Source organism: Paenibacillus sp. FSL R7-0313, assembly GCF_037969885.1.
In the GTDB taxonomy this organism is placed as follows: domain Bacteria; phylum Bacillota; class Bacilli; order Paenibacillales; family Paenibacillaceae; genus Paenibacillus.
In genome coordinates this window covers 6554112-6579512 of the sequence record NZ_CP150219.1, presented here as the reverse complement: position 1 = coordinate 6579512, position 25401 = coordinate 6554112, and the positions used below count along the sequence as shown (strand labels likewise).

The following is a 25401-nucleotide window of genomic DNA, read 5'->3' as shown; positions in this document are numbered from 1 at the left end:
TGATATGAGCAGCATCCATAGACTGAATGTACAAAAACCTCTGGACTAATCCGAACACACTCGGAGACAGTTCAGAGGTTTTTTGTATTAACCATGCATGCTTCATGCCCTTATTTACGAAAGACAAGAGTTTCTTTGCCCAGCAGATGGGGGCGGAGTGTGTTCCAGATCTGAAGACACTGCTCCTGAAGCTCCCAAGCTGCCATGCCAAGGAGTCGAACGCCGATGCCTCCGGTTGCCAGCAAACTTGCACCTGCGAGCATCCGTCCATCTGGTGGCAGCGCGGATCTGACTTGCTCCAACTCCGCAGTACCAAGCCCCGGTGCGATCATCCACAACGCAGCGGTATGGGTATAGTGAAGGAGAGACGCGGAGTGTTTGGGATCATCGGTATCCGGTTCGAGTCCGAATCGATCCCAGACAGCCAGTTGTTCACCTTGCCATATCTCCGTCAAGCTGCGGTAACGCTCGAATTGGAAAACTTCTCCCCGATGAATCCGTCCGGCAGACCAGATATCTGCATAGGCCAAGATTGCCCTTTCTTCCAGCTCAAAGGTTACAGCGAGCGAAGAAGAACTTCCTTTGAAGGGAATGACGCATTCAGGAAAGTATTCCAGCGTGGCCCCTTTTCCCAACCGAAAGTGATGATTAACGGATGAGGGAATGGAAGGTGTAGGATGAAGTCTGGTAGCAGATGTGCTGCTCAGCATGACATGGGTACCTTCACCTAATTCCCACTCGGAATGATAATGATCCCCGTTAAGGACTCCGGGAGAGACGTCTGACGTGTACACACATAATTCGGTTCCGCCTCCGGGAGGTCGAAAGGATCGGCTAAACCGGAGAGGTGCGCTGTAATAACGATCAGTCATGACAGTCCGGTCGCCTTGGAAGGCAAAGGTGGCCCGAAGCTCGCTGCGGCGTGTGACGGGCGCACCTGCACTTTCATTCCCATTTATCTCTGTTCCCGTGGGGACAGAAGATAAATTAATGCGAGTGAGTGCCATGTTCATGGCTGTGTGAATGCAGATGTGCAGCGGAAGCATCGTCATCCATATATTGATGTTCAAGCCAGTGGACAATCTCGGATACACCTTCACCGCTCATTAGATTAGACATGACATAAGGGCGGCCTTCGCGTACCCGCTCGGTATCATTTTTCATAACTTCCAGGCTTGCTCCAACGTAAGGGGCAAGGTCGGTTTTGTTGATTAACAACAGATCTGAACGCGTGATGCCAGGACCGCCTTTGCGAGGAAGTTTCTCCCCTTGGGCAACGTCGATAATGTAGATGAACACATCAGCGAGTTCCGGACTGAATGCAGCAGAGAGATTGTCACCACCGCTCTCGATAAAGATCAGTTGCAGATCCGGGAAACGTTCAATTAACTCGTCAACTGCTTCGAAATTCATGGAGGCATCCTCACGAATAGCGGTGTGCGGGCATCCGCCTGTCTCTACGCCAATAATGCGCTCTGGTGCCAGTGCATTCTGACGCAGCAAGATTTCGGCATCTTCCTTGGTATAAATGTCATTCGTGATGACAGCAAGGCTATAACGTGTACGCAGTGCCTTGGACAGCTTCTCCACCAGGGCTGTTTTACCTGAGCCTACCGGTCCACCAATTCCAATTCGCATCGGACGACTCCGATCAAATGCCTTACGTTCCCACTCTGGATGATGCGTATGATTAGCTCCTCCACACATAACAATTCCTCCTTGGTTAGATAAAAGTTGTAGTTAAGACATAAACAGCCGCGCGGGTAAGGTCTCATGCCGCATGGCGTAGATTTCCTGGGCGATTCCGAAGCTGTGCATATCTTCGGGGTCATTGTCCCGTATGAGAGCCCATTCCGCTTCGATATCATCAAGCAGTTTCTGAATCAACATCTGCGCTTCGGTTTGTCCGATGGGCAGCAGGCGAAGTGCGCTGTTCACATAAGCGTTCACTGAGGTATACAGATGCCCGGTAACGGCTTCATCCAATTCAATCTCCAACTGATAGTTGATATAACCGTGAATGGTCGTGATGCCGCAATACGCGCCATGTTCCCGGATGGCCTTATCAATCAGGGAAAAGTCCATCCATGGATAGAGTGAACGGGCCAGCTTGAGCAGTCGTTTTCCCATTTTGTGGCCGCTTTCCCTGAGTTCCCGAGGGGAGCGCTGGGCGTGGACACGTTTATCATACAGGGCAAGTAGAGCGGCATCTTGCTGTTTTATCGCCTGATAGACGCCTTTGATGGCAAGACCATCTAGTCGTACAAGACTGGAATGAAGTTGGCTGCGAATAAACTGTTCAAGCTGCGCGGTATTTTGCACGGTGCCATCATGCGTGTAAGCTTCCAGACCGAAGGAATGGGAGAAACCACCGATGGGCAGGGCCGAATCCAGCAGCTGAACATAACGGAGTAGCTTCGTGCCACTGTTCATCATGAGTGCCCCCTTATCAGCTAATCCGTATTTCTATCAAAACATAAAGTACCGCTGTGCCATAGGCAACTCGTCTGCGGGTTCACAGGTGAGAAGCTCGCCGTCGGCGCGCACCTCATAGGTCTCGGGATCGACTTCAATGACAGGGGTGACGTCGTTATGAATCATGTCTTTTTTACTGACCGAGCGACAGCCCTTGACGGGTTCAACCCGCTTTTTCAGGCCCAATGACTCTTTGATCCCCGCATCTGCTGCGGCTTGGGAGACAAAGGTGATGGATCCGCTGGCAATGGCGCTCCCATAAGCTCCGAACATGGGTCTGCCAAATACCGGCTGAGGTGTCGGGATGGATGCATTGGGATCACCCATCTGGGCGAATGTAATCATGCCACCCTTGATGACAATCTCGGGTTTAACTCCGAAGTAAGCCGGTTTCCATATGATTAGATCGGCCAGCTTTCCAACTTCCACCGAACCGACGAGATGACCGATTCCGTGTGCGATAGCTGGATTGATGGTGTATTTGGCGACATATCTCTTGATCCGATCGTTATCGGAGGGAGAATCCGGGTTGAGTTCAAGTTTACCGCGCTGTTTTTTCATTTTGTCGGCTGTCTGCCACGTACGGATAATGACTTCGCCCACTCGGCCCATGGCCTGTGAATCGGAACTGATGATGCTGAACACGCCAAGATCATGCAAAATGTCTTCTGCTGCGATGGTTTCGGGACGAATCCGTGAATCGGCAAAAGCGACATCTTCCGGGATGGAAGGGTCCAGATGGTGACACACCATCAACATATCAAGGTGCTCTTCTACGGTGTTGCGTGTGTACGGTCGTGTTGGGTTGGTTGATGAGGGGATAACGTAGGACTCCCCAGCGGCCCGGATAATATCCGGTGCGTGTCCGCCACCAGCGCCTTCCGTATGGTACGTGTGGATCGTCCGGCCGTTGATCGCAGCCAGGGTGTTTTCGAGAAATCCGGTTTCGTTCAATGTATCGGTGTGGATAGCGACTTGAACATCATGTTCCCCGGCGGCAGTCAGGCAGGCATCGATAGCGCTCGGGGTAGTGCCCCAATCTTCATGCAGCTTCAGGCCGATTACACCCGCTTCAATCTGTTCGATTAAAGGTGCGGTACTGGAACTGTTGCCTTTGCCAAGGTAACCGATGTTCATGGGAAAAGCCTCTGCCGATTCTAACATCCGGTGGATGTGCCAGGCTCCTGGTGTGCAGGTGGTGGCTTTGGTTCCTGTTGCGGGTCCTGTTCCGCCGCCGATCATGGTCGTGACCCCGGAGGATAATGCAGTCTGAATCTGCTGTGGGCAGATGAAATGAATATGGGTATCAATGCCGCCAGCAGTTACAATCATGCCTTCACCGGCGATGATTTCGGTGGAAGCACCGATGACCAGTGCGGGATGAACGCCATCCATTGTATCCGGGTTACCGGATTTGCCGATGGCGCAGATGTGACCATCCCGAATGCCGATATCCGCTTTTACAATGCCCCAATGATCGATAATGATAGCGTTGGTGATAACGGTATCAGGAGTGCCGTCACTTCGCAGAGCAGTCGTAGACTGGCCCATCCCGTCGCGGATAACCTTGCCGCCCCCGAACTTGCTCTCATCTCCGTATACGGCATAATCATGTTCAATCTCTGCCCATAGTTCGGTATCTGCAAGTCTTACGGCATCGCCGGTTGTCGGTCCAAACATGGACGCGTACTGTTCACGGCTCATTCGTTTCATGAAGATTCACCCCCATCTTGTATGGGAGGGGAGAACGTCTTCAGGAATGCCTCCAGTTTCAGTGGATCAGGAGCTTGATCCGCAGAGCCTTCGGTTAATCCGTTGAACCCGTGAATCTGGCGTTTGCCGCCAAAGGTTGTGAGTTCAACAGGTTTCTCTTCACCAGGTTCGAAGCGGACTGCGGTGCCTGCCGGAATGTGCAGGCGATGTCCAAAAGCTGACGTGCGATCAAAGTCCAGTGCTGCATTAACTTCATAAAAGTGAACGTGAGAGCCGACCTGGACGGGGCGGTCGCCGCGGTTAAGGACAATGAGTCGTAGGGTTAAACGATCCGGATGACAGATGATGTCGTCATCTGGCTTCAAACGGTATTCACCAGGAATCATGGTTTCTCCTGCCTTTCTCAGCGTATAGGTTCGTGTACAGTAACCAGTTTCGTACCGTCAGGAAATGTGGCTTCTACCTGTACTTCAGGAATCATATCGGGAACACCATCCATACAGTCTTCACGTGTCAGGATGGTGCCTCCGTATCTCATTAATTCGGCAACACTCATTCCATCCCGTGCTCGTTCCATCAGTTCGGAGGTCAACAAGGCGATGGCTTCGGGAACATTCAACTTGAGTCCGCGTGCTCTTCGTTCACGGGCGAGGTTAGCGGCCACGGTAATCAGGAGTTTTTCCTTTTCCTGCTCAGTCCAGTGCAAGGCAATCCGACCTTTCGCTTATAATGTCTGATATGTTCATGGATCATGTTATATGTTAAATATACTCACACAGGGTGAATCCTTTGTCAATAAGCTTCAAGGCATATTAGCAGTATGCATGAAACGAGTAGGCATGAAATAAAATTATGTAAGCTATATTGACATGAAGAGTGTAACCCTCCATAATTTGGATCAACGAACATTTCGGACACAAATGACCTTAATGTTCGTCAATAGACTAAAAAAAGGGAGTGTAGGCTATTGAAGAAGAGGTCGGTCAAGTTATGGAGTATTTTGCTCGGTGTGGTCATTGTGATGACAGGATGTGTGGAGGGCACTGCGCCGCCTGAAGCTTCGGGTTCAGGTGGTACAGGAGAGCCGGCTGCCTCCGGTGATACGATTAAAGTTGGCATTCTTCACTCTCTCAGCGGAACGATGGCGATCAGTGAGGTATCTGTTAAAGATGCCGAGATGCTTGCTATTGAAGAGATCAACGCCGCGGGCGGAGTTTTGGGTAAACAGATCGAGCCTGTAATTGAGGATGGCGCTTCGGATTGGCCTACTTTTGCGGAGAAAGCTGGGAAGCTACTACAACAAGATAAGGTCGCTGCAGTATTTGGTGGATGGACCTCTGCAAGTCGGAAGGCTATGCTCCCAGTGTTCGAACAGAACAAAGGTCTGTTATTTTACCCGGTACAATATGAAGGATTGGAATCATCGCCAAATATTTTTTATACAGGAGCAACAACCAATCAGCAGATCGTTCCATCTGTAACCTGGTTACTGGAGAACAGGGGCAAGACGTTTTATCTGCTCGGTTCAGATTATGTATTTCCGAAAACGGCCAATCAGGTCATTAAGGCACAACTCGCAGCAGAGGGCGGCGAAGTGGTGGGTGAAGAATACACACCGCTGGGCCATACCGATTACAGTACCATCATAAGCAAAATCAAGGCTGCGAAGCCGGATATTGTATACAATACGCTGAACGGAGACAGCAATGTGGCCTTCTTCAAACAATTGAAGGATGCCGGAATCTCCTCGGATCAGATGACAACCCTCTCGGTAAGTGTGGCGGAGGAAGAAATCCGTGGTATTGGCGCAGACGTATTGAAGGGGCATCTGGCTTCGTGGAATTATTATCAGACAACCGATACACCTGAAAATGCTACATTTGTTGCCAAGTACAAAGAAAAATACGGTGCTGATCGAGTGACTGCTGATCCGATTGAAGCGGGATATGTGGCGGTTTATCTCTGGAAAGCGGCGGTGGAAAAAGCAGGATCAACCGACGTAGAGAAGGTGAAGGCGGCTGCCAAGGGTCTGGAGTTTGATGCCCCGGAAGGTAAGGTAACCGTGGATGGAGAGAATCAGCATATCTACAAAACCGTACGGATCGGTGAGGTGCAGGAAGATGGGCAGTTCAAGGAATTGTGGAATTCTGGTGCGCCTGTCAAGCCGGACCCTTATCTGAAAACGTATGATTGGGGAGCTTCCCTCAGCGCTAAATAACATAGAAACCTCGCAATAAAACAGGCAACTCGCTTCAAAGCAGCCGACACATAAACGAGGGTGTGACAACACATCCTCTCACCGCATTGCGGTAAAGCGTTACTGTGATATGAAAAATATTGCTGCCGCTAATTTAAGTTGTGAAATGTCGAGAGTCACGGTATGGAGGAGGGGATAGCGATGGATATGTTTATCCTGCAGATGTTCAACGGTCTGAGTATCAGTTCAATTCTGTTGTTGATTGCATTGGGGCTTGCAGTAACGTTTGGGCTGATGAATGTCATCAATATGGCTCACGGTGAACTGATCATGATCGGTGCATATGCAACGTATGTAACACAAAATCTGTTTATGTCCTATGCTCCAGCGGCGTGGTTTGGTGCCTACTTTGTTGTGGCTCTACCGATTGCGTTCATTGTAGCGGCTCTGATTGGCTGGTTGCTTGAAGTGGTGCTGATCAGGCATCTATATGGCAGGCCGCTGGACAGTCTGCTTGCGACATGGGGTGTAGGCATGATGCTGCAACAACTGGCCCGTACGATATTCGGAGCGCCAAATGTAGGAGTATCTAGTCCGGCCTGGCTCAATGGGGGATTGGCGATCTCGGATGGCATTGTATTCCCATATAAACGAATTTTCATTATTGCACTGGTTGCGGTTGTGCTGCTGTGTATGTATCTCTATATCTATCGAACGTCTTCCGGAAGACGAATGAGGGCTGTAATGCAAAATCGGAGCATGGCGGGGTGTCTTGGGATTTCGACCAGGCGGGTAGATGGCATGACCTTTGCGATTGGTTCGGGCATTGCCGGAATTGCTGGCTGTGCATTAACGCTCATTGGTCCGATTGGTCCTTCACTTGGTACGTATTATATTGTGGATGCGTTCATGGTCGTTGTCCTGGGTGGTGTGGGAAAATTGGTCGGAACCGTGTGTGGTGCATTGGGGATTGGTATGTTCAACACGCTATTCGAAACCTATACATCGGCTTCCATTGGCAAGGTGCTCGTGTTTGTATGTATCGTTGCTTTTCTGCAATGGAAACCACGCGGTTTGGTCGCGATGCGTACACGAAGTCTCGATTAACGTGAAAAAGGGGGTTAGTTCATGTCCGCTTTACTCAAGACTGGCAGTCTCAAAATGAGGATTATCTGGGCGGTTGTACTCATCATGATGTGTCTTGCTCCACTGATCTCCACGGAGTTTCGTCTAAGTCTGTTAGCCAAGTTTTTGGCGCTGGCAATCCTGGCCATTGGTCTCGATCTGATCTGGGGTTATGGGGGTGTGTTGAGTCTTGGGCATGGTGTGTTCTTTGGGCTAGGTGGATACGCGATGGCGATGTATCTGAAGCTTCAGGCCAGTGGAGCAACGCTTCCTGACTTCATGGGATGGAGTGGTCTCAGTGGTCTGCCATGGTTCTGGGAACCATTTCGCTCTTTCCCGGTGGCGCTGTTATTGGGGATAGCCCTTCCGGCATTGCTTGCCTTTGCCCTGGGGTGGTTTACGTTCCGTAACCGGATCACCGGTGTTTATTTTACCATCCTGACTCAAGCCTTGGTTCTTATTACGGTAACACTCTTTGTTGGTAAACAGGAATGGACGGGTGGAACAAATGGCATTACCGGATATAATTCGATCTTTGGTTTTACACTTCATTCCGCTGGAACGACGATTGCTCTCTACTATATAACGCTTGCTGTTCTGGTGATCGCATATATGCTCTGTCGTCGAATGGTGAACAGTCGGTTCGGCCAAGTGCTCGAAGCTGCGCGGGATGGGGAGAATCGGGTACGATTCCTCGGATATGATCCGGCAGGATATAAAACGCTGGCTTTTGCTTTTTCCGGTGCGCTTGCAGGCATCGCGGGCATGTTGTTTGTTCTTCAGGTGGGTATTATCTCGCCATCGATGATGGGGATTGTGCCCTCCATTGAGATGGTCCTGTGGGTTGCGTTGGGTGGTCGCGGTACGCTTATTGGAGCGGTCATCGGAGCGGTGGTGCTGAATGCGGCCAAAACAGGCATAAGTGAGGCTTACCCTGAAGGGTGGCTGTTTGTCATTGGCGGGCTCTTTGTAACGGTAGTTTTGTTCATGCCAAACGGAATTGTAGGTGTGTATCGTCATATCGTTCGTTTGCTGAAGCGGAGAGGAGAGAGTGCGCATGTCCAAGTCACTCGGGAAAAACCTGAAGTCTACTGAGGAATCGACGGTGTTGGTAGCCGAGGATATTACGGTGGCCTTTGGTGGGTTCGTTGCTGTCAAAGGCATGAATCTGAAGCTGCATGAACATGACCTGCATTTTCTGATCGGACCCAATGGTGCTGGGAAAACAACGATGCTGGATGTGATATGCGGCAAAACCAAACCGATGTCCGGCTCGGTAAAGATGGCGGATGGTACGGAATTAACAAGACTGAAGGAGCACCAGATAGTTCGCAAAGGGGTGGGACGCAAATTCCAGGCGCCATCGATCTTTGCGGGTCTGACGGTGCAGGAGAATCTGACGCTGGCGGCGGAGACTCGCCGTTCCCCTTTGCAAGCCATCGGTATTCGGAGATATGGGAAAATGAGTGCTGCCATGGAGGTTGTTACCCTCCAGATTGGTCTGCAAGACCGCGTTGATGCTCGTGCAGGAGCGTTATCACATGGGGAGAAGCAGTGGCTGGAGATCGGCATGTTGCTTCTGCAGGAGCCACGGGTGTTGTTGCTGGACGAACCAGCTGCAGGCATGACGGATGAAGAAACACACAAGACCGGGCGACTTCTGCAAGAGATTGCGCGTGAACGCTCGGTTGTGGTGGTGGAGCATGATATGGAGTTTGTGCGAGAGTTCGCAGCCAAGGTAACGGTGATGCATGAAGGGAAATTGCTGAAGGAAGGTACGATGGCGGAGGTACAGGCAGACCCGAAAGTGGCAGAAGTGTATCTGGGCAAAAGGAGGGATGACCATGCTGTCGCTGCAACGAATTGAATCCGGCTACGGCGAAAGCAATGTGCTTCGTGGTGTGAACCTGGATGTACAGCCAGGACAGGTGGTGTGTCTGATGGGCCGCAACGGTGTAGGGAAAACAACGTTGATGAAAACATTAATGGGGCTGCTCAAAACACGCAAGGGCAGTATTCAGTGGCAAAACCAGGAGTTATCCACCTTGGATACAGCCAAGCGGGCAAGGGCGGGGATTGGTTATGTACCGCAGGGGCGGGAGATTTTCCCGCAGCTTACGGTGAAAGAAAACTTATTGCTCGGTCTGGAGACAAGTGCACCGGGAGTAAAAACGTTCCCGGAGGATGTACTGGCGATGTTTCCAGTGCTTGCTACGATGTATGGACGGCAGGGCGGGGATCTGAGTGGTGGACAGCAGCAACAGTTGGCATTCGCTCGGGCATTGGCTTCGCGTCCGGGGTTGTTGCTCCTTGATGAGCCGACAGAAGGCATCCAGCCTTCTATCGTGGAGGACATTCGGCAGGTTATTTTGCAGCTCAAGGCAAAGGGGAACCTCTCGGTTCTGCTGGTAGAGCAGAGTATTGATTTTGTACGGAGTGCCGCAGACTACATCTATATCATGGACAAAGGGGCCATAACCCTGCATGGGACACCGCAAGAATTGGATATGTCGCAGTTTGAACATCATCTCTCCGTGTAGTTGTAGTTAGTGTGGCGAGTGGAGAGGTTTCAGGAACGCTTGTCCAGGATATTCGAGTATTTGGGATATAACCGCCGGATGCATTCCGGACAGATGTCATGGGTGAATTCGGCGTGGGTATGCTTCTCCAGATAACTCTCAACGGAGTTCCAGTGTTCCTCTTCGTCCTTGATTTGTTTGCAGACGGCGCAAATAGGCAGCAGTCCGCGCAATGTGCGCACTTCAGACAATGCCTTCTTCAATTGGTGTTCTGTCTTTCTCTGTTCGGTAATATCCATGTGTGCAATCAAAGCGAGATCGGTATCCTGAATTGAATTTGCATAAGATAGAGGGGTGAGTTCTACACGAAACCACCTCTTTTCATTGTATACAGTATACACGCAGATGTCATATGTATGATTTCGATTAAAGGGTATTCCGCGTTCTTTCAAATTCTGTGCGACAAGTGCCATGTTAGCGTTCTTGCCTCGTTTTGCCCAGGCTTCCGTCAGATGCAGGTAATGTCTATGATTACTGTGTGTATCCGGGGATGGTGAGCATTGACCGAGTCCTTGTTGCCAGGCACGGTTACAACTTTGGATAATCCAATTGTGATCAATGATGATGAGTTGGTGACGTATGGACTGGAACGACAGCCTCTCCAGATCGGATGTAACATGTCTCATGGATAGGACCCTCCTTTGGCAGAAATCTTATCTCAGTTCATCTGGAATATCCAAAATATCAGCGACCAGGTGCCTGAATCGGGTTGCTTTGCGTGTGCCGTGAATGAGATTGGATAAACGATAGGGTGGGATGCCATGCTGTTCACAAAAGGTCTTCTGGTCCACTTGAAGTTCGGTTAGCCGTCGTTTGATGGCCCATCCGAACGGAGTAACTGGTTTTTTCTTGTTCAAAAGGGTTCACCCCTGATTAGAATGTAGTATTCAGCCGCCCTTTCTTCATGTAAAATATATAGAAATGCGAGCTGTATGTTTCATTATATACGTAAATTCGTCATCTAACAATTAAAAAAGACGGAAAAAAGTGTATTTTGTGATGATAAATGGCGTAAATACGTAAATAAAACAAATAAAATGACAAAAAACACGTCGGCAAGGAGGTTGCCGCGTGTTTTTTAGTTTGTCTGAATAAAGGGGAGCAGGTATGAGGAGGAAGAGGATTAGGCCCTGTAGGCATGAAGTCCAGCTCCAAGCATATGGAAACTGGGAAAAAATGATTTCATGGACATCGAGGTTGGCTGTGCCAGTCCATCCGCAGCCGAGGCGCTGACGGTCTTCCATTCATTCTCCAGATCTGTGGCCAGGCGGACCATCAGATCCTTGGTTGTATCGTTGTTCAGGGGAATGACTTTGGAGGCTTCGGTTATGCAGGCATTCATGGCTGAATGCAGGTAACCAAGGACCGCCTCCTCGACCGGGATGTCGAGGTGGTGGTTAATCCAGGCGTGAACAGTGGAGAGGCAGCCAACCGAATCGTATTTGGCAAAGATCTGTTCGAGCTGGCTGAATTCAATCCAGGGGTGCAGAGCGCGTGCAAGTCTGATCAATCGTTTACCCATGGCGGCAGCTTGTTCTCTGAGATCTCCAGGGGTTCGCTGAACATGAACGAGCTTGTCGATTAGAGCTATCCGCCATGTATCCTTGTGATCTGCTGCGGTATAGATGCCTTTGATGGCCATGCCTTCTAGACGAACGATGCTCGGATGCAACTGACAACGCATGAATGATTCGAGATCTTCAGCATTACGAATGGTACCCTCCCTGATATGGATATCCATGCCGAAGGAATGGGTGAACCCTCCAACCTGAATAGAGGAATCAAGCAGTTTGACATAATCGAGCAGCTTATTCCCACGGTTCACAATCATTCGCCTCCTGCGTTCGTTAAATGTCACTTAAAGTGACATTTATATTCCTTTTTGTTTGCTTTATGTTTAAAAATCCGAATTATATGATAGTTATCATCCCATAAATGTCCGCTTTTTGTCAATAGTATCCGTGAAATTTAATGGATTAAATCTAGGATTCAATATTTGTGTTATTTTATATAACATATAAGGTTAAATATCTGCGAAGTGCAGGGAGGACTAGATATAAATGAATCAATAAGATCAGCTCAATCCGGAAAGGAGGGGATCAAATCTAATGTATGCAGTTCATGGGTAAAGATGACGAGAATATGCGTTTTTTGTGGAAAATACCTAGCTGTAAAAGAAGTATTAAAAAATACTTTACTTTTAGTTCTGAACCCGGTATAATCAATTCTGTTGCCGATTATTTACGACATGCGGTCGTGGTGGAATGGCAGACACGCTATCTTGAGGGGGTAGTGGGCGTATGCCCGTGGAGGTTCGAGTCCTCTCGACCGCATCATATGAACGATTAAGAAGAAGCTTTCCATTAATGGAAAGCTTCTTTTTTTTGTTTTTTTAACAGTCTGACATCAAAGTTGAGAAAAAAGGCCATCCATTACCGGGGCAATGCTGCTCTACCTTCCGGCTACGGGTGGCCAATGTATTATTTTTGCAGCAAGTTCTTGATATCTTCTTCAATCTTGTCCGGTGTTGTTTTGGGAGCATACCGTTTAATGACCTGTCCGTTCTGATCCACAAGGAATTTGGTGAAATTCCATTTGATTGCTTTGGAGCCGAGCAGGCCAGGAGCTTCTGTGCTAAGGTGCTGGAAGAGAGGGTGAGCGCTTGAGCCGTTCACATCAATTTTCTCAAACATAGGGAAGCTTACGCCATAATTCATCTGACAGAACTCGGCAATATCATCGGAAGAACCTTTTTCCTGTGCAAACTGGTTACTTGGAAAACCAAGGACTTCAAATGGCGCATCCTGGAACTTGTCTTGCAATTCTTGCAGACCTTTGAATTGAGGGGTAAGTCCGCATGAGCTTGCCGTATTCACAATCAGGAGCACTTTGTCACGGTAGTCGGACATTTCAACTTCTTGACCGCGAAGGGTATTCACTTTGTAATCGTAGACTGTCATCTAAATCGCCTCCATTTATTTACTCTTATATCTTCTATTATATTGGTTGCAATTAAATATTGCAAAACTAATATGGTGTTAAAAGCACCAAAACAGGCAAGTTGTGCAGAATACGTGAATGAATTGCGAAGTGATTTTCGTCAGAGTGAGAATTAGATAGATTTAAAGAGATGGATAGAGTATGACCTTGTTGTAAGCGCTATTATATGTGAGTATTGCCGAAAATCTGTCGATTCGGTGATCTGTGCGGACTTTACACCGACATGGCGCGGGTGTATGATTCATAACGTAATTTCAATTTAAACTAAATTGTACCTGAAAAACGAAACAAACGATAATATCGCTCGATCTTATTTTAAGATATACGAACGATGTTTTAATCGCTGAGTTTCCATTCATTGATGAGTGGGAAACGGGGGAACCAACAGAATGCGCTGTCCAGGACAGTAGGCATTCATGGGGTGAATTTTCCGGTGACAGCCGGAAATAGGGCGACTCTCGCGCCCGAATCCGTCAGCTAACCTCGTAAGCGTTAAAGGGAGAGGCAACAAGCCGTACGCTGGTTCATGGCGTTTTCGCCATGGGTTCTTTAAGAAGCGTTCGGGAGGCCTTGGTCCCCCACGCTTCTTTTTTGTTGTCTTTTCACGCCAAGGGAGGAACGAATGATGGATACTGAGATGATCTTAGTGACTGCTCCAAATGAAGCAGGACGCAAATTTATCAAATTGCTGATGTACAAAAAAATGCCGTTTGCCGTTCTAACCAACAGTGCAGGGGAAGAGCGCAGACTCCGTAGAATCGGAGTAGAACATGTCATTCGCATGAATACGGCTGCAGCTCAAAAATGGTTTTTGCCGCAGGGCAGCGTAGGCAACGTGTTTATTTTCGAGAACAGCCTGAATCTGACCTGTCGTTATTTACAGATCTGCCGTTCATGGACATCGAAATCCCTGTGCGTCATTACAGAGCAGAGTCATCCTAAGGGCATCTATCGGGGCATGGGCGCAGACCGGATTGTATATTCGCTCAATGGGGAAGTTGGCTTTCTCCTCAATGGGTAATGCCATAGCTTGTGATTGCTCAGGTGTAAGGTGCCTGTTATAATTGAATGTATCGATAAACGGAAATTTGAGGAGACTCATGCATGATGGTGAGTCTTCTTTTTTATGGTTTTAAAGGTAGTTCAAGACTTTTTGAACACGAACTTTTAGATTTGGATCAGGAATCACCTGTGGCTTACAAGGAGGAATTGGCGTGCCGGATGTAGGTGGATTGAAATGGTTGTTTTTTGATGTTGGAGATACGCTGGTGGATGAATGGGAGCCGGTTGATGATATTATTGGACAGTTCGTCCGTGAAGCCTGTGCTTTGGGATATCCGGTAAAGATTGAGGCGGTACGCGAACTGTTCGCGAACTGTTACCGAAAATATGAGCAATGGCCTATGAGAGTGGCGATTCGCACATTCGTTGAAGACGAGGGACACCAGAAACAGATTCAGGACAAGCTGAAATTTCAAAAAGATCTTGAACGTCCTTTTCCTTCAGCGGATTCCGTTCTTCAGCAGTTGTCACGGTATTATCGTATTGGCATTATTGCCAATCAGAGTCCTGGAACGGAAGAAAGACTGGAGAGCTACGGCTTGCGGAAGTATGTTGATGTTCTGGCGTGTTCGGCTGAAGAAGGAGTGTCCAAGCCAGACCCTGAGTTATACGCTGTGGCCTTGAAGCAGGCCGGTTGTGAACCGGAGGAAGCCGTCATGATCGGCGATCGGATCGATAACGACATTATACCTGCTCGGAAGCTGGGCATGCGTACAATTCGGATTATGCAGGGTTACGGAAGATTCCAGCCAGACCGATCGGATGACGAACGTGCGGATTGGACTGTTAATTCATTGGATGAACTCCTGCCATTACTGGTGCCCAATCAGGATTAGATAATTGTTTATTAGAGTTTAGCGTTTTACTATAAAAGGAAACACGTTGCTGTACTGCAACAATAAAGGCTGATCAACTTGGTATTGCATACCAGAGTTGATCAGCCTTTATTGTATTTGGTCGATAAGAACGAGATTAGAATAACCGAATCGTCTGAATGATCAGATATACATTCAGCACAACGATAATCGCGGCAATGACCCATGAGATGATTTTGAGCCACAATTTGTTGGCGAATGCACCCATGCTTTTTTTATCACTCGTGAACATCACCAGGGGAATTACAGCAAAGGGTAATTGAAGAGACAGCACGACCTGGCTCAAAATGAGCAGTTCTTCTGTGCCATGTTCTCCTGCAATGGCTGTGACAATTACAGCCGGGATGATGGCGATCAGACGTGTGACCAGTCTGCGCAGCCAAGCCGGAATTCGAATGTTCAGGAAACCTTCCATAACGATCTGCCCAGCGAGTGTACCTGTAAGGGTGGAGTTCTGACCTGATGCTAACAGCGCCACACCGAACAGAATACTTGCAACCGTAGTACCCAATAGAGGTGTCAGCAGATGGTACGCATCTGCGATCTCGGCAACCTGTGTCATACCAGCACTGTGGAATACAGCAGCAGATACAATCAGGATGGCTGCATTAATGAACAGGGCCAGTGTCAGCGCGATCGTAGAATCCATGGTCGAGTACCGAATGGCTTCTTTTTTGCCCTGTGGTGTCTGTTCGATCTGACGGGTTTGCACAATGGAAGAATGCAGATACAGATTATGCGGCATCACGGTTGCTCCGATAATACCAATGGCGATATAGAGCATAGCCGGGTTTTGCAGAATCTCAACATTTGGTACAAAACCGTGGAGAACACCGCCCATATCCGGTTTCGCTAGAAACAGGTCAATACCGAAGCATAGGGCAATGGTCGCCATGAGCACAATGACGAGAGTTTCCAAAGCGCGGAATCCTTTGTTTTGCAGTACAAGAATCAGGAGTACATCAACTGCGGTGATGATCACGCCGTATAACATGGGGATGTTAAATAACAGCTTTAACGCGATGGCAGAACCTATGACCTCAGCCAGATCGGTAGCTGCAATGGCGAGTTCACACAGAATCCATAACATCATGACAACAGGCATGCTGAATCGTTCACGACAGGCTTGGGCCAGATCCCGTCCAGTAACGATGCCGAGCTTTCCAGCTAATGATTGAAGTACAACGGCCATCAGGTTCGATAACAGGATAACGGATAACAAGGTATACCCGAACTGTGAGCCACCTGCGATATCTGTTGCCCAGTTCCCGGGGTCCATGTAACCTACGGCAACGAGGTATCCTGGGCCTACAAAGGCGAGGAATTTCTTCCACCATGCAGCATTCTGCGGGACTTTCATGGAACTATGTGCTTCTCCAAGCGAAGGGGCCATGCCCGCAGTAGACAATGATTCTCTTGAAGGAGCGTTGAACGGATTTTTTTTACTCATACGATAATCACCTGACTTTGAATTATTGATTTGGTAATATTGATGCGGGACAAACCACGCATGATATATCTAAATTTTTATGTTTATTGTTACATTGTACTCCTTCAATAATTTTTGTCTAGTGCAACTTTTATGTATTAACACAAAATTTAGGTTCTAATTTGAAGATGCCCCTTCGTATATTACCCAACCTTAGGAAAAATACAGCCATGGCGTTGAAATGCATGAAAATAATAAAGTTGTAAAAGCTTATAAAGAACTAAAATGCGTTTCAAAATGAGCCAGAAGTTTAAATTGAAAGGAAGGCAGTAAAAACTAAATGGATAAGGGAGAGATTCTTAATGGAAGCTTTATATACAGCAGTAGCGACAGTTAAAGGTGGACGTACAGGTTCAGTAACTTCTTCGGATGGCGTGCTCAAACATGATTTGAAAATGCCGAAAGAGCTTGGAGGTTCCGGTGGTGAAGGTACCAACCCTGAGCAGCTCTTCGCAGCTGGATATGGAGCATGTTATGAGAGTGCCCTTGCCAATGTTGCTCGTAAAGCAGGTGTGAAATTGGAGAATGTGGTCGTTACAAGTAACGTATCCATTGGTAAAGACCCAGCGGATGACGGTTTTCAATTATCTGTTCGCCTGGACGTGAGTATGCCTGGGGTGGATCACAGTCAAGCAGAAGATCTGGCCCGCAAGGCACATGATTTCTGTCCGTATTCCAAAGCGACACGTGGCAACATTGATGTTGTATTAAACGTAGTCTAAGATTTGACTCCCTGCAAGTAAAGGGAACATATAGAGCAGGGTATCCCAGATACCTGATGTTCGACTACAAAGCCCTGCTGGCAATCGGCAGGGCTTTGTGTTGATTATAATATAAGGACATGATGCAGGAGATTAGATGCCAGATCGCGTACTATTTTACATAATTGCACTCTCACTTCATGCTACACATTCCATAAAGGGGGAACAAAGATGAGTATTGAAGAGATGATCGAGCGGCGATTTGTGTGTACAAAATGCAGAGGCACGGATTGTAACATTAAGGAAGTTTCCATGTCAGGAGCAGGCCTGAGCAAGATGTTTGATATACAGCATAACCATTACCTGTTCGTGGCTTGTGCTTCCTGCGGGTATGTTGAAGTATTTGATCCGGATGTCTTGAAAGGGAAAAAACAGGGGCAGGTAGGGACTATTCTGGATATTCTGTTTGGCGGGTAGACATGCGCGAGTTGACATTGAACTGAATTTTCTTTAATATAACTTAGTACTGAGTAGTGTCATTGCATGAACCAAATTTGAATTAAACAGGTGATATCCATGTCTTATAGACCGCGTATTGCAGATTTAGAATTAGCTTATGGTAACAAGGAAGACGGATTGTACGAATTTAAAATGAATTTGGTAGACGGTACAAAATGCCGTGTATTCTACTCCCGTTCCCCGGAATGGAAGATGACCAATATCAGTCGTTTGCAGAAAACGCCTTGTCCAGTATGTCGCAAAGATTTCATTTGCAAATGTATGGACCAGTGGGCAAGTGACCTGCATCAACAGATGATCGATGACCAATGGATGGAAAAGGCAGTTACGGAGTAATTGTCGGACAGATACGAGCGCGGGCACAATGCCTGCGCTCTTTTTCTTTATATTTCCAATAAATGCGTGTTCAAAAAGAGCGGTTTTCAGTCTTTTTGAACTACCTCTAGAAATAAATTTAGAATTAGTCAACAAGAAGGCCCAGATTGGGTAAGTTACTCTAACCGCAACAATAGGAGGCAGCCAATATGACAGCAAATCAAACAGATGTGCATCAGGGACATCCGATCGTACTGGTGGATGGTGTCTGTCACTTCTGCCAGGGCTTAACCAAATGGATTATTAAGCGTGACCCGGAAGGGAAATATCATTTTGCTTCGCTCCAATCAGATGTAGCCAAGGAACTGCTGGAGAAAGGCAATTTGTCGACAGACAGTATGGATACCTTTGTTCTGATTGAATATGGAAAATACTATACACGTTCAACCGCCGCACTGCGACTGGCTAAGAGTCTGAAGTTTCCTTATCCGTTGTTATATGTGTTCATTATTGTACCGAAATTTATTCGTAATGCAGTCTATAACTGGGTTGCTCGCAACCGTTATCGCTGGTTTGGCAAGGATGAAGCGTGCATGTTGCCTACACCGGAGATCAAAGATCGATTTTTATGATTAATAACGGAAATAATTGGGTAATGAATACAGATCATATCTATTTTGGGAGGACAACAACTTGAAGAAGTGGACTACATTATTTATCGGGGCATTATTAGCAGTGAGCTTGGCAGCATGCAGTAACGATACAGATAATACGGCAACGCCGCCAGCGACTAACAACGAAACATCTAACGAGGGTAATACACCTGCAGAGCAGGAAACAAAGATCCCTACCCTGGACGAATTGATTACCAAAACCAATGCAGCAACCAAAGAAATGAAAAGCTTCACAACTGAAGCAAACATTGATCAGAATCTGAAACTGGATGCTGGTGAACAGTCCCAGGATCAACAGGTTAAAACATCGCTCAAGATGGATATTATCAAAGATCCAATGATGATCTATCAAGAGATGAAAATGGAAATGTCGGGACAGGAAGCTCAGAACGTGAAGCAGTATATCACATCGGATAAAATCTACTCTCAAGTTGGGGATCAATGGGTTGCGATTCCTGAAGCTCAAACCAAGGAACTGATTGAGCAGATGAAAGCAAGCATGAACCCGGAAGGTGAATTGGAGCAATTCAAAAAGATTGAAGAAGATACTGAAGTGACCGAAGAAGGCGACAATTATGTGATTAACGCTGACGTATCCGGTGATAACGTGAAGGAACTGGCCAAAGCCGTGATGGAGCAGAACGGATCGGATACCCAGATGCAAGCCATGCTTGATCAGATGAATATCACCAGCATGAAGATGAAATACATGATCAACAAAGAAACCTACCTGCCTGCAAGTACGGACGTAACCATGGTCATGGAGATGGAACAGAATGGACAGAAAATGACGATGGACATGAAGATGACCAGTACGTTCTCCAACCAGGATCAAGTGGAAGAGATCAAGATTCCACAAGAAGCATTGGATAGCGCTAAATAAAACAGGCACCTCTGAACTAGATCTGTGTGAGCCGAGAGGTTTACCAGATTAGAATCAGGGGTGTTTTTCTGTTTAGCGGAGATTATGGTCAGGGTTGAAGGTGTTATAGTATAGTCATATTGAAGTAGAGAGGGGATATAAAAGATGATCGAATATGCACACATCCACCATGTTAGTCTGGCTGTACGTGATCTGGAAATCGCGAAGAAATTCTATTCGGGGTTACTGGGAATGCAGGAGATTGAACGCCCGCCTTTCCGCTCCACAGGTACATGGTATGCCATCGGTAGCCAGCAGCTTCATCTGTTACAGCACCCGGAGGGGCACACGTTACGTGAGGCTGGGATTGATACAACAGACGGCCACTTTGCGATCTGGGTCACCAGTTATTCAGGGACTATAGCTTGGCTGGAGCAGCAGGGAATTGAGTATGAAGCGAGACCGGATAGTGTAGCGGGATTCGCACAGATTTTTGTACTTGATCCTGACCGTAACATTATTGAGTTCGATTCACCGTATAACTCTTAAGGAGAAATGGGTTAGAATAAATCCCTTGCTCCCCCAGAAATTGTATGCTATATTATCCATACATTCATAGCACGTGACGGAAGCACCGTCCATATACTGCATATTCATGCGGTTATTGGACGGTGCTTTTTTGTGCTTTTTGACAGGGAGGGAAGGAAAATTTGATTGTACTGAAGGTAGTTCTGGTTTCAAAAGATAGAGATTACATTAGCGCCTGGCTTGATTATGTACAGGGAAATTCGCCTGGTCTCCATGTGCGTTTCACGGCATTCTCCCAAGGGGATTCGTTCAAGGATCACATGAATGAGCAAGAAGGTCGAGAATTACCGGATCTGGTTATTGCAGAACCGGAGTTTCTGAATGACTGGCTGAATAACGGGGGAGAAGGATCAGGTGTACCTTGGCTAATGCTTAGTGAAGGGATGGAAGAGGTGGATGAGGCCAAGCGGCTGATGAAATACCAACCCTTGCCTGCTTTGCTGGATGCTGTGATGCATGCTTGCCGACAGCCACGCCGTAAGAAGGTTCACCATCCGGGGCAAGAGACGCTCTCCATCGGTGTAGTATCCGCTTCGGGTGGAAGTGGCAAAACGGCAGTAGCTCTGCATATGGCGAAGCAATTGGGACTTGCAGGATATGCTGTTCTCTATCTGAATCTGGAGACGCTGGACAGTACGCTCCCGTTTCTGGAAAAGGGACTAACTAGAAGTGGGCAGCGTAACCCGGATGCGGAGACGGGATTGTCACGTCTGTTATACGATCTGAAGGTGGGCAGAAAGGAATCCGGCAAGCAGTTACAGGTGCAATCTAAGGCTGTGGATAGATATGTAGTCCGGCATGAAGCGCTGAGATCCGATGTGTTCTGGCCATTATCGAATCGTAAAGAACTGTTGCAAATGACTCGTGAGGATACGTCGAATCTTATTTGTTATTTAACGGATTGCGGACAATATGACGTGTTGATTCTGGATGGGGATTCCGATTGGGATGGGCGCAGTGAAGGGGTACTGGATGCAGCAGATGCATTTGTCTGGCTCGTTGAGGATGATATATCTGCCATGCATCGATGGGGACAATGGTTACAGCATGCTGAGCGTACGAAACCAGATCTATACGAAAGTATACTGGAGCGTTCACGCTTTGTGGTTAACAAATATCGGGACAATGTCGTCAATGCACTCCCACGTCCTGATCTGCATCTGGATGCAGTGTTGCCCTATATCCCTTCTTGGAAGCAACTCAGTCAGGAGGAGGTAATGCTTAGTTCTCCGATCTTCCAACGTGAAGTGAAGAGATTATGTGCCATGCTGGTACAAGATGGCGAAGAAGAATTGAAGCAGACGGGACGAATTCAGAAGCAGGATCGGTGGGCACTATGACGGATTCATCCAATAGAATGCTGGATCGTGAAGAACAGTTTCAGATGATGCGCAGGGAGGTCAGGGCTGGACTCGATTTAACCTCTTCCGCAGGAGATGATGAACTGTGGCAGGGGATAGAACGCAAAGTTCTGTCTGACCCGAAGCTGGATAATCTGACCTCAGGAGAGCGGCATACGCTGGTACAGCGATTGTTTGACTCCTTTCGTGGATTGGATATTTTGCAGCCACTTGTGGATCATCCCGATATTACGGAAATTATGATCAATAGTCACAAGGAGATTTTTGTGGAGCAGGAAGGTGAAGTCAGCCAGATCACCCTTGAATTTGAGTCCAGGGAACGGCTCGAGGATATCATCCAGATGATTGTGTCCGGGGTAAACCGGATTGTGAATGAGTCTTCTCCAATCGTAGATGCCCGTTTAAAGGATGGTTCGCGGGTCAATATCGTGCTGCCCCCTATTGCCTTGAAAGGTCCCACGATGACGATTCGTAAATTCCCCAGTGAACCGATGAAGATGTCCGATCTGATTGAAAAGGGAGCCCTGCATGAAGAAGCGGCAGAATTATTGCAGCAGTTGGTACGGAGCAAATACAACATCTTCATTGGAGGCGGGACCGGATCGGGAAAAACGACCTTTCTGAACGCATTATCACAGTTCATCCCTGCCGATGAGCGGATTATTACCATTGAGGATTCGGCTGAGTTACAGATTGTTACGGTACCAAATCTGGTGTCACTGGAAACGCGGAATGCAAACACCGAAGGCAAGGGACAGATATCTATTCGGGATCTGATCAAATCTTCCTTACGGATGCGTCCAAACCGGATTGTGATTGGTGAGGTAAGGGGCGCAGAAGCGCTGGATATGTTACAGGCCATGAACACTGGCCATGATGGATCTTTGTCTACAGGGCATGCGAATACCATCTCTGACATGATTAGCAGACTCGAAACGATGGTACTTAGCGGTGCAGATCTTCCTATTGCGGTTGTAAGGCAGCAGATTAGTTCAGCAATCGATATTTTTGTACATCTGTCCCGGCTGCGAGATCGTTCACGGCGGGTGACAGAGATTAGTGAAGTGATTGGCATGCAGGACGGTGAGGTTATGCTGAATCCACTGTTTCGTTTCCAGGAACAAGAAGAGCGTGAAGGCAAAATTATTGGCGGGTTAGTACAGGTTGGAAAGTTGAATCAGGTGGATAAAATTCAGATGGCTGGGCTTGGGGAATGGCTGGATGGATACATAGAACAATATAGTATTGAAACAAATTCATCAGATAACAACGTGAATTAAAGTCATTGGAAGGTGATTACTGTTGGGTGAAGCCAGACAGATGTTGACGGATTACACCGTATATACGCTTTCCCGGAGACAACGAATGGTCTGTATGTTGATTAGTGGTCTGCTGTTTTTTGGCATCGGAATTCTGTTCTACCATCACTGGTTGGCTGGAGCGATCCTGGCTGCGGGTTGCATAAGGGTACCAAAACATTGGACTAAAGTGCTGTTGGAACGAAGAAGAATGACACTCAGTTTACATTTTAAGCAAGCGTTATATGCATTATCTTCGGCACTAGCCGCGGGAAAATCGGTGGAAAATGGATTCAAGGAATCCGTGGAGGATCTGCGGATGTTGAACCCGGAAGCGGATACCGATCTGATTCGTGAGTTCACGATATTGCGGACACGGATGGAGTATGGACAACCAATCGAAGAGGCACTACAGGATTTTTCGGATCGGGCGCAGATTGAAGATATTACGAATTTTGCAGATGTGTTCATCACGTGCAAACGAACTGGCGGGGATCTGGTTGAGGTTGTGCGTCGTACCTCTGCGGTGATTGGGGAGAAGCTGGACATTCAGCAGGATATTATGGTCGCGGTATCGCAGAAAAAGTTCGAATCAAAGGTGATGTTTGCCGCTCCATTTATTTTTCTGATATTCCTCAATCTGACCGCTAAAGACTTTATGGAGCCGTTATATAGCGGGATGGGCTACCTCATCTCAAGTGGTGCCTTGGCAGTACTCGCCTGCTGTTATCTGTGGATTAATCGCATTATGGATATCAAAGTATAAGGAGCTGAAACGATGCTGCTTCCCGTTATAGTCGCAGGGATGCTCGGAGCGGGATGGCTGGTGCTGGATCGAACCCGGGGACAGACCTACCGGCATCTGCGCAAGCTGGATATGGAAGGATTACGACTGAAAAAATTACATGGCCCCTTCCTGTTTATATTGGACAAGTTTGAGATTGGACGCAGATTGCCAGTGCTCATGTTTCGAATGCAACATGCCATTCAGAAAATGTATGGCATACAGCACAGTGGAGAAAAAACGATGCTGTATTGCGCCGAAATGTTGACCTACACGTGGCTCATGCTGCTGGTGGGCTGCCTGTTATCACTCGTTGGAGATATGGGCATCGGAGGTATGGTAGGTGGGCTCGCGCTCGGTGCAGCGTTACCTTTTGCGCTCTACAAAGACCTCAATACAAAGGTGCAGCGAAGAGACCAGGATATTCTTATGGAACTGCCTGAGCTGCTGAACCGAATTGTACTGCTGGTTGGCGCAGGGGAGACCGTGCAACGTGCCATCGTTCACTGTGTGACAAGCCAGGGGGAACGGAATCATCCGTTGTACAACGAACTCCGGAAGACGGTGGGAGATTGGAATAATGGTTACTCGTTTCAACAATCATTTGAACAGTTCAGCCGCCGTTGCGGTGTACAGGAAGTGACGATTTTTACGACAACAGTGCTGCTGAATTTCCGGCGTGGGGGAGGTGACTTTGTATTGGCGCTGCGGGATCTGTCACATGTGTTGTGGGAGAAACGCAAGGCTGTCAGTCGGGCGAAGGGAGAACAGGCTTCTTCCAAACTGGTGTTTCCGATGGTACTGATCTTTTTTACGATTGTGGTCATGATCGGGGCACCTGCTTTTATGATGATGAATATGTAGGAGGAATTGGGATGATGGAATTATTGAAAAACAAGGTAAACGCATTTTGGAAAGAAGAGGACGGGCTCGGCACGTTGGAGCTGATTCTGATTATCGGGGTTATTATCATTATTGCTTTGATTTTTAAAAACCAAATTAAGACGTTGGTAGAGAGACTTTTGAAGAATGTTAGCGATAAAAGTAATGAATTTTTCGAATAACAAGTACAAAAAAGAAGAAGGGAGCTTCACGGTTGAAGCCTCCCTGATCTTTCCTGTTGTGCTGTTTATTCTTGTGTTGTTGCTCTTCTTTACCATGTACATGTATCAAAAGACATTTTTGAATCAACATGCCTATGCAGCTTCCGAACGTGCAGCCTATAGCTGGGACAACAGCCACAAGCAGGCGATGACGGGTGAAGTTGTCGCTGGAGAACATGACAATCTGTACTGGAGACTGACGGATGATCGTATGCTTGGAGCACTATTTGGCTGGGCGGGAGCGGATAATCAGGTTAGCGTTTCTATACCTGCTGGTGAAGGCGGCAATCTTTCGGAACAGAAATTAGCACAAGCGGTGCAGCATATGCCCTCAGCTATGAAAGGAACGATTGAGTATCAGAATTCTCTGATTCAGCGGAAAATAACAACCAAGCTGGAACAAGTAATTTCTTTGCCTCTTCCTTCTTTTTTGTTCGATTCAGGTAACCGTGTCCTCACTCAAGGATCGTCCGCAGTTGTTGAACCGGTTGAATTCATTCGAACGGTAGATCTGGTCCGTTATTACGCAGCCAAGTTTAAAGGTAAAGGCGGTGCGGCGACCAGTACAGCGGCAGAAGCCGGACAGGTTGTGCAGCATTTTGGCAAAAGCAAAAAGTGAGAAAAGGAGGAGGGCGGAGCTGTTTAGAAAAAAAGACGGTGAGTCGGGAGCCGTAACCCTTT

30 protein-coding genes, 1 tRNA gene and 1 riboswitch are annotated in these 25401 nt (G+C 47.6%); of the genes, 20 read left to right on the top strand and 11 right to left on the bottom strand.

Annotated elements, in window-relative coordinates:
• Positions 1 to 110 precede the first annotated feature (110 nt).
• The 6 genes from NSQ38_RS28890 to NSQ38_RS28865 are packed head-to-tail and all read right to left on the bottom strand — an operon-like array spanning position 111 to position 4894.
• The gene (locus tag NSQ38_RS28890; protein ID WP_339785529.1) at positions 111 to 1013 is read right to left on the bottom strand and encodes an urease accessory protein UreD; all 903 of its coding nucleotides are present in this window, start codon (positions 1011 to 1013) and stop codon (positions 111 to 113) included.
• Complete coding sequence (ureG, locus tag NSQ38_RS28885; protein WP_017690021.1) at positions 988 to 1707, bottom strand: urease accessory protein UreG; 720 nt, start codon at positions 1705 to 1707, stop codon at positions 988 to 990. Before ureG ends, NSQ38_RS28890 begins: the two co-directional genes overlap by 26 nt.
• 33 nt (positions 1708 to 1740) lie before the next feature.
• Positions 1741 to 2436 carry an urease accessory UreF family protein gene (locus NSQ38_RS28880; RefSeq protein WP_339785527.1) on the bottom strand — a complete coding sequence of 232 codons (696 nt, stop codon included), beginning with the start codon at positions 2434 to 2436 and terminating at the stop codon, positions 1741 to 1743.
• A gap of 33 nt (positions 2437 to 2469) precedes the next feature.
• Entirely contained in the window at positions 2470 to 4188 is a 1719-nt protein-coding gene (ureC, locus tag NSQ38_RS28875) for an urease subunit alpha (RefSeq protein WP_091015311.1), read from the bottom strand.
• Positions 4185 to 4574, bottom strand: a complete 390-nt coding sequence (locus NSQ38_RS28870; protein WP_076209471.1) for an urease subunit beta — start codon at positions 4572 to 4574, stop codon at positions 4185 to 4187. Before NSQ38_RS28870 ends, ureC begins: the two co-directional genes overlap by 4 nt.
• Before the next feature lie 17 nt (positions 4575 to 4591).
• On the bottom strand, positions 4592 to 4894 hold the full coding sequence (locus NSQ38_RS28865) for an urease subunit gamma (RefSeq protein WP_076209470.1): 303 nt from the start codon (positions 4892 to 4894) through the stop codon (positions 4592 to 4594).
• A 261-nt stretch (positions 4895 to 5155) separates the two neighbouring features.
• On the opposite strand from NSQ38_RS28865, the gene urtA reads away from it, so the two are divergent.
• The 5 genes from urtA to urtE all read left to right on the top strand — a co-directional run bounded on the left by urtA (position 5156) and on the right by urtE (position 10050).
• Positions 5156 to 6406 carry an urea ABC transporter substrate-binding protein gene (gene urtA / locus NSQ38_RS28860; protein ID WP_339785524.1) on the top strand — a complete coding sequence of 417 codons (1251 nt, stop codon included), beginning with the start codon at positions 5156 to 5158 and terminating at the stop codon, positions 6404 to 6406.
• 180 nt (positions 6407 to 6586) lie between these two features.
• Positions 6587 to 7492, top strand: a complete 906-nt coding sequence (gene urtB / locus NSQ38_RS28855; protein WP_036610830.1) for an urea ABC transporter permease subunit UrtB — start codon at positions 6587 to 6589, stop codon at positions 7490 to 7492.
• Between the two features lie 21 nt (positions 7493 to 7513).
• Positions 7514 to 8605, top strand: coding sequence for an urea ABC transporter permease subunit UrtC (urtC, locus tag NSQ38_RS28850; RefSeq protein ID WP_339785520.1), 1092 nt, complete (start codon positions 7514 to 7516; stop codon positions 8603 to 8605).
• Positions 8568 to 9377 (top strand): urea ABC transporter ATP-binding protein UrtD, encoded by an 810-nt coding sequence (gene urtD, locus NSQ38_RS28845; RefSeq protein WP_339785517.1) that lies wholly within the window; start codon positions 8568 to 8570, stop codon positions 9375 to 9377. The genes urtC and urtD overlap by 38 nt, the downstream gene beginning before the upstream one ends.
• The gene (gene urtE / locus NSQ38_RS28840) at positions 9355 to 10050 is read left to right on the top strand and encodes an urea ABC transporter ATP-binding subunit UrtE (RefSeq protein WP_338592204.1); all 696 of its coding nucleotides are present in this window, start codon (positions 9355 to 9357) and stop codon (positions 10048 to 10050) included. The genes urtD and urtE overlap by 23 nt, the downstream gene beginning before the upstream one ends.
• Before the next feature lie 29 nt (positions 10051 to 10079).
• Here the strand turns inward: urtE and NSQ38_RS28835 are convergent, their stop codons facing one another.
• From NSQ38_RS28835 to NSQ38_RS28825, 3 genes are all read right to left on the bottom strand, one after another.
• Positions 10080 to 10715 carry a hypothetical protein gene (locus NSQ38_RS28835; RefSeq protein ID WP_339785515.1) on the bottom strand — a complete coding sequence of 212 codons (636 nt, stop codon included), beginning with the start codon at positions 10713 to 10715 and terminating at the stop codon, positions 10080 to 10082.
• Between the two features lie 27 nt (positions 10716 to 10742).
• Complete coding sequence (locus tag NSQ38_RS28830; protein WP_017690011.1) at positions 10743 to 10946, bottom strand: hypothetical protein; 204 nt, start codon at positions 10944 to 10946, stop codon at positions 10743 to 10745.
• A gap of 266 nt (positions 10947 to 11212) precedes the next feature.
• A complete protein-coding gene (locus NSQ38_RS28825) occupies positions 11213 to 11914 on the bottom strand; it encodes an urease accessory UreF family protein (RefSeq protein ID WP_162158974.1) in 702 nt (233 codons plus the stop codon).
• A 425-nt stretch (positions 11915 to 12339) separates the two neighbouring features.
• On the opposite strand from NSQ38_RS28825, the gene NSQ38_RS28820 reads away from it, so the two are divergent.
• A tRNA-Leu gene (locus tag NSQ38_RS28820) sits at positions 12340 to 12422 on the top strand.
• 147 nt (positions 12423 to 12569) lie between these two features.
• On the opposite strand, the gene NSQ38_RS28815 is transcribed toward NSQ38_RS28820, so the two are convergent.
• On the bottom strand, positions 12570 to 13049 hold the full coding sequence (locus NSQ38_RS28815) for a glutathione peroxidase (RefSeq protein ID WP_036610823.1): 480 nt from the start codon (positions 13047 to 13049) through the stop codon (positions 12570 to 12572).
• Between the two features lie 371 nt (positions 13050 to 13420).
• A riboswitch (cyclic di-AMP (ydaO/yuaA leader) is annotated at positions 13421 to 13596 on the top strand.
• A gap of 115 nt (positions 13597 to 13711) precedes the next feature.
• Between NSQ38_RS28815 and NSQ38_RS28810 the strand changes: the two genes are divergently transcribed.
• On the top strand, positions 13712 to 14110 hold the full coding sequence (locus tag NSQ38_RS28810; RefSeq protein ID WP_235193755.1) for a hypothetical protein: 399 nt from the start codon (positions 13712 to 13714) through the stop codon (positions 14108 to 14110).
• A gap of 193 nt (positions 14111 to 14303) precedes the next feature.
• Positions 14304 to 14987 (top strand): HAD family hydrolase, encoded by a 684-nt coding sequence (locus NSQ38_RS28805; protein ID WP_165980370.1) that lies wholly within the window; start codon positions 14304 to 14306, stop codon positions 14985 to 14987.
• Positions 14988 to 15123: 136 nt separating this feature from the next.
• On the opposite strand, the gene NSQ38_RS28800 is transcribed toward NSQ38_RS28805, so the two are convergent.
• Positions 15124 to 16419 carry an Nramp family divalent metal transporter gene (locus NSQ38_RS28800; protein WP_036669231.1) on the bottom strand — a complete coding sequence of 432 codons (1296 nt, stop codon included), beginning with the start codon at positions 16417 to 16419 and terminating at the stop codon, positions 15124 to 15126.
• A 398-nt stretch (positions 16420 to 16817) separates the two neighbouring features.
• On the opposite strand from NSQ38_RS28800, the gene NSQ38_RS28795 reads away from it, so the two are divergent.
• The 12 genes from NSQ38_RS28795 to NSQ38_RS28740 all read left to right on the top strand — a co-directional run bounded on the left by NSQ38_RS28795 (position 16818) and on the right by NSQ38_RS28740 (position 25339).
• Entirely contained in the window at positions 16818 to 17237 is a 420-nt protein-coding gene (locus NSQ38_RS28795) for an organic hydroperoxide resistance protein (RefSeq protein WP_017690005.1), read from the top strand.
• Positions 17238 to 17447: 210 nt separating this feature from the next.
• Positions 17448 to 17693: a zinc ribbon domain-containing protein gene (locus NSQ38_RS28790; protein WP_036610816.1), complete on the top strand. Its 246-nt coding sequence runs from the start codon at positions 17448 to 17450 to the stop codon at positions 17691 to 17693.
• 99 nt (positions 17694 to 17792) lie between these two features.
• Positions 17793 to 18071 carry a hypothetical protein gene (locus NSQ38_RS28785; RefSeq protein ID WP_017690003.1) on the top strand — a complete coding sequence of 93 codons (279 nt, stop codon included), beginning with the start codon at positions 17793 to 17795 and terminating at the stop codon, positions 18069 to 18071.
• A 188-nt stretch (positions 18072 to 18259) separates the two neighbouring features.
• On the top strand, positions 18260 to 18682 hold the full coding sequence (locus NSQ38_RS28780) for a thiol-disulfide oxidoreductase DCC family protein (RefSeq protein WP_339785512.1): 423 nt from the start codon (positions 18260 to 18262) through the stop codon (positions 18680 to 18682).
• A 61-nt stretch (positions 18683 to 18743) separates the two neighbouring features.
• Positions 18744 to 19607, top strand: coding sequence for a DUF6612 family protein (locus NSQ38_RS28775; protein WP_339785510.1), 864 nt, complete (start codon positions 18744 to 18746; stop codon positions 19605 to 19607).
• A gap of 144 nt (positions 19608 to 19751) precedes the next feature.
• Positions 19752 to 20135, top strand: coding sequence for a VOC family protein (locus tag NSQ38_RS28770; protein ID WP_017690000.1), 384 nt, complete (start codon positions 19752 to 19754; stop codon positions 20133 to 20135).
• A 161-nt stretch (positions 20136 to 20296) separates the two neighbouring features.
• On the top strand, positions 20297 to 21514 hold the full coding sequence (locus tag NSQ38_RS28765) for a ParA family protein (RefSeq protein WP_339785508.1): 1218 nt from the start codon (positions 20297 to 20299) through the stop codon (positions 21512 to 21514).
• Positions 21511 to 22815, top strand: coding sequence for an ATPase, T2SS/T4P/T4SS family (locus tag NSQ38_RS28760; protein ID WP_339790758.1), 1305 nt, complete (start codon positions 21511 to 21513; stop codon positions 22813 to 22815). Before NSQ38_RS28765 ends, NSQ38_RS28760 begins: the two co-directional genes overlap by 4 nt.
• 40 nt (positions 22816 to 22855) lie before the next feature.
• Positions 22856 to 23599, top strand: coding sequence for a type II secretion system F family protein (locus NSQ38_RS28755; RefSeq protein WP_339790756.1), 744 nt, complete (start codon positions 22856 to 22858; stop codon positions 23597 to 23599).
• A gap of 12 nt (positions 23600 to 23611) precedes the next feature.
• Positions 23612 to 24481, top strand: a complete 870-nt coding sequence (locus NSQ38_RS28750) for a type II secretion system F family protein (protein WP_047842033.1) — start codon at positions 23612 to 23614, stop codon at positions 24479 to 24481.
• Between the two features lie 11 nt (positions 24482 to 24492).
• Positions 24493 to 24681, top strand: coding sequence for a Flp1 family type IVb pilin (locus NSQ38_RS28745; RefSeq protein ID WP_339785506.1), 189 nt, complete (start codon positions 24493 to 24495; stop codon positions 24679 to 24681).
• Positions 24665 to 25339 (top strand): TadE/TadG family type IV pilus assembly protein, encoded by a 675-nt coding sequence (locus tag NSQ38_RS28740; protein WP_339785503.1) that lies wholly within the window; start codon positions 24665 to 24667, stop codon positions 25337 to 25339. Before NSQ38_RS28745 ends, NSQ38_RS28740 begins: the two co-directional genes overlap by 17 nt.
• Positions 25340 to 25401 lie beyond the last annotated feature (62 nt).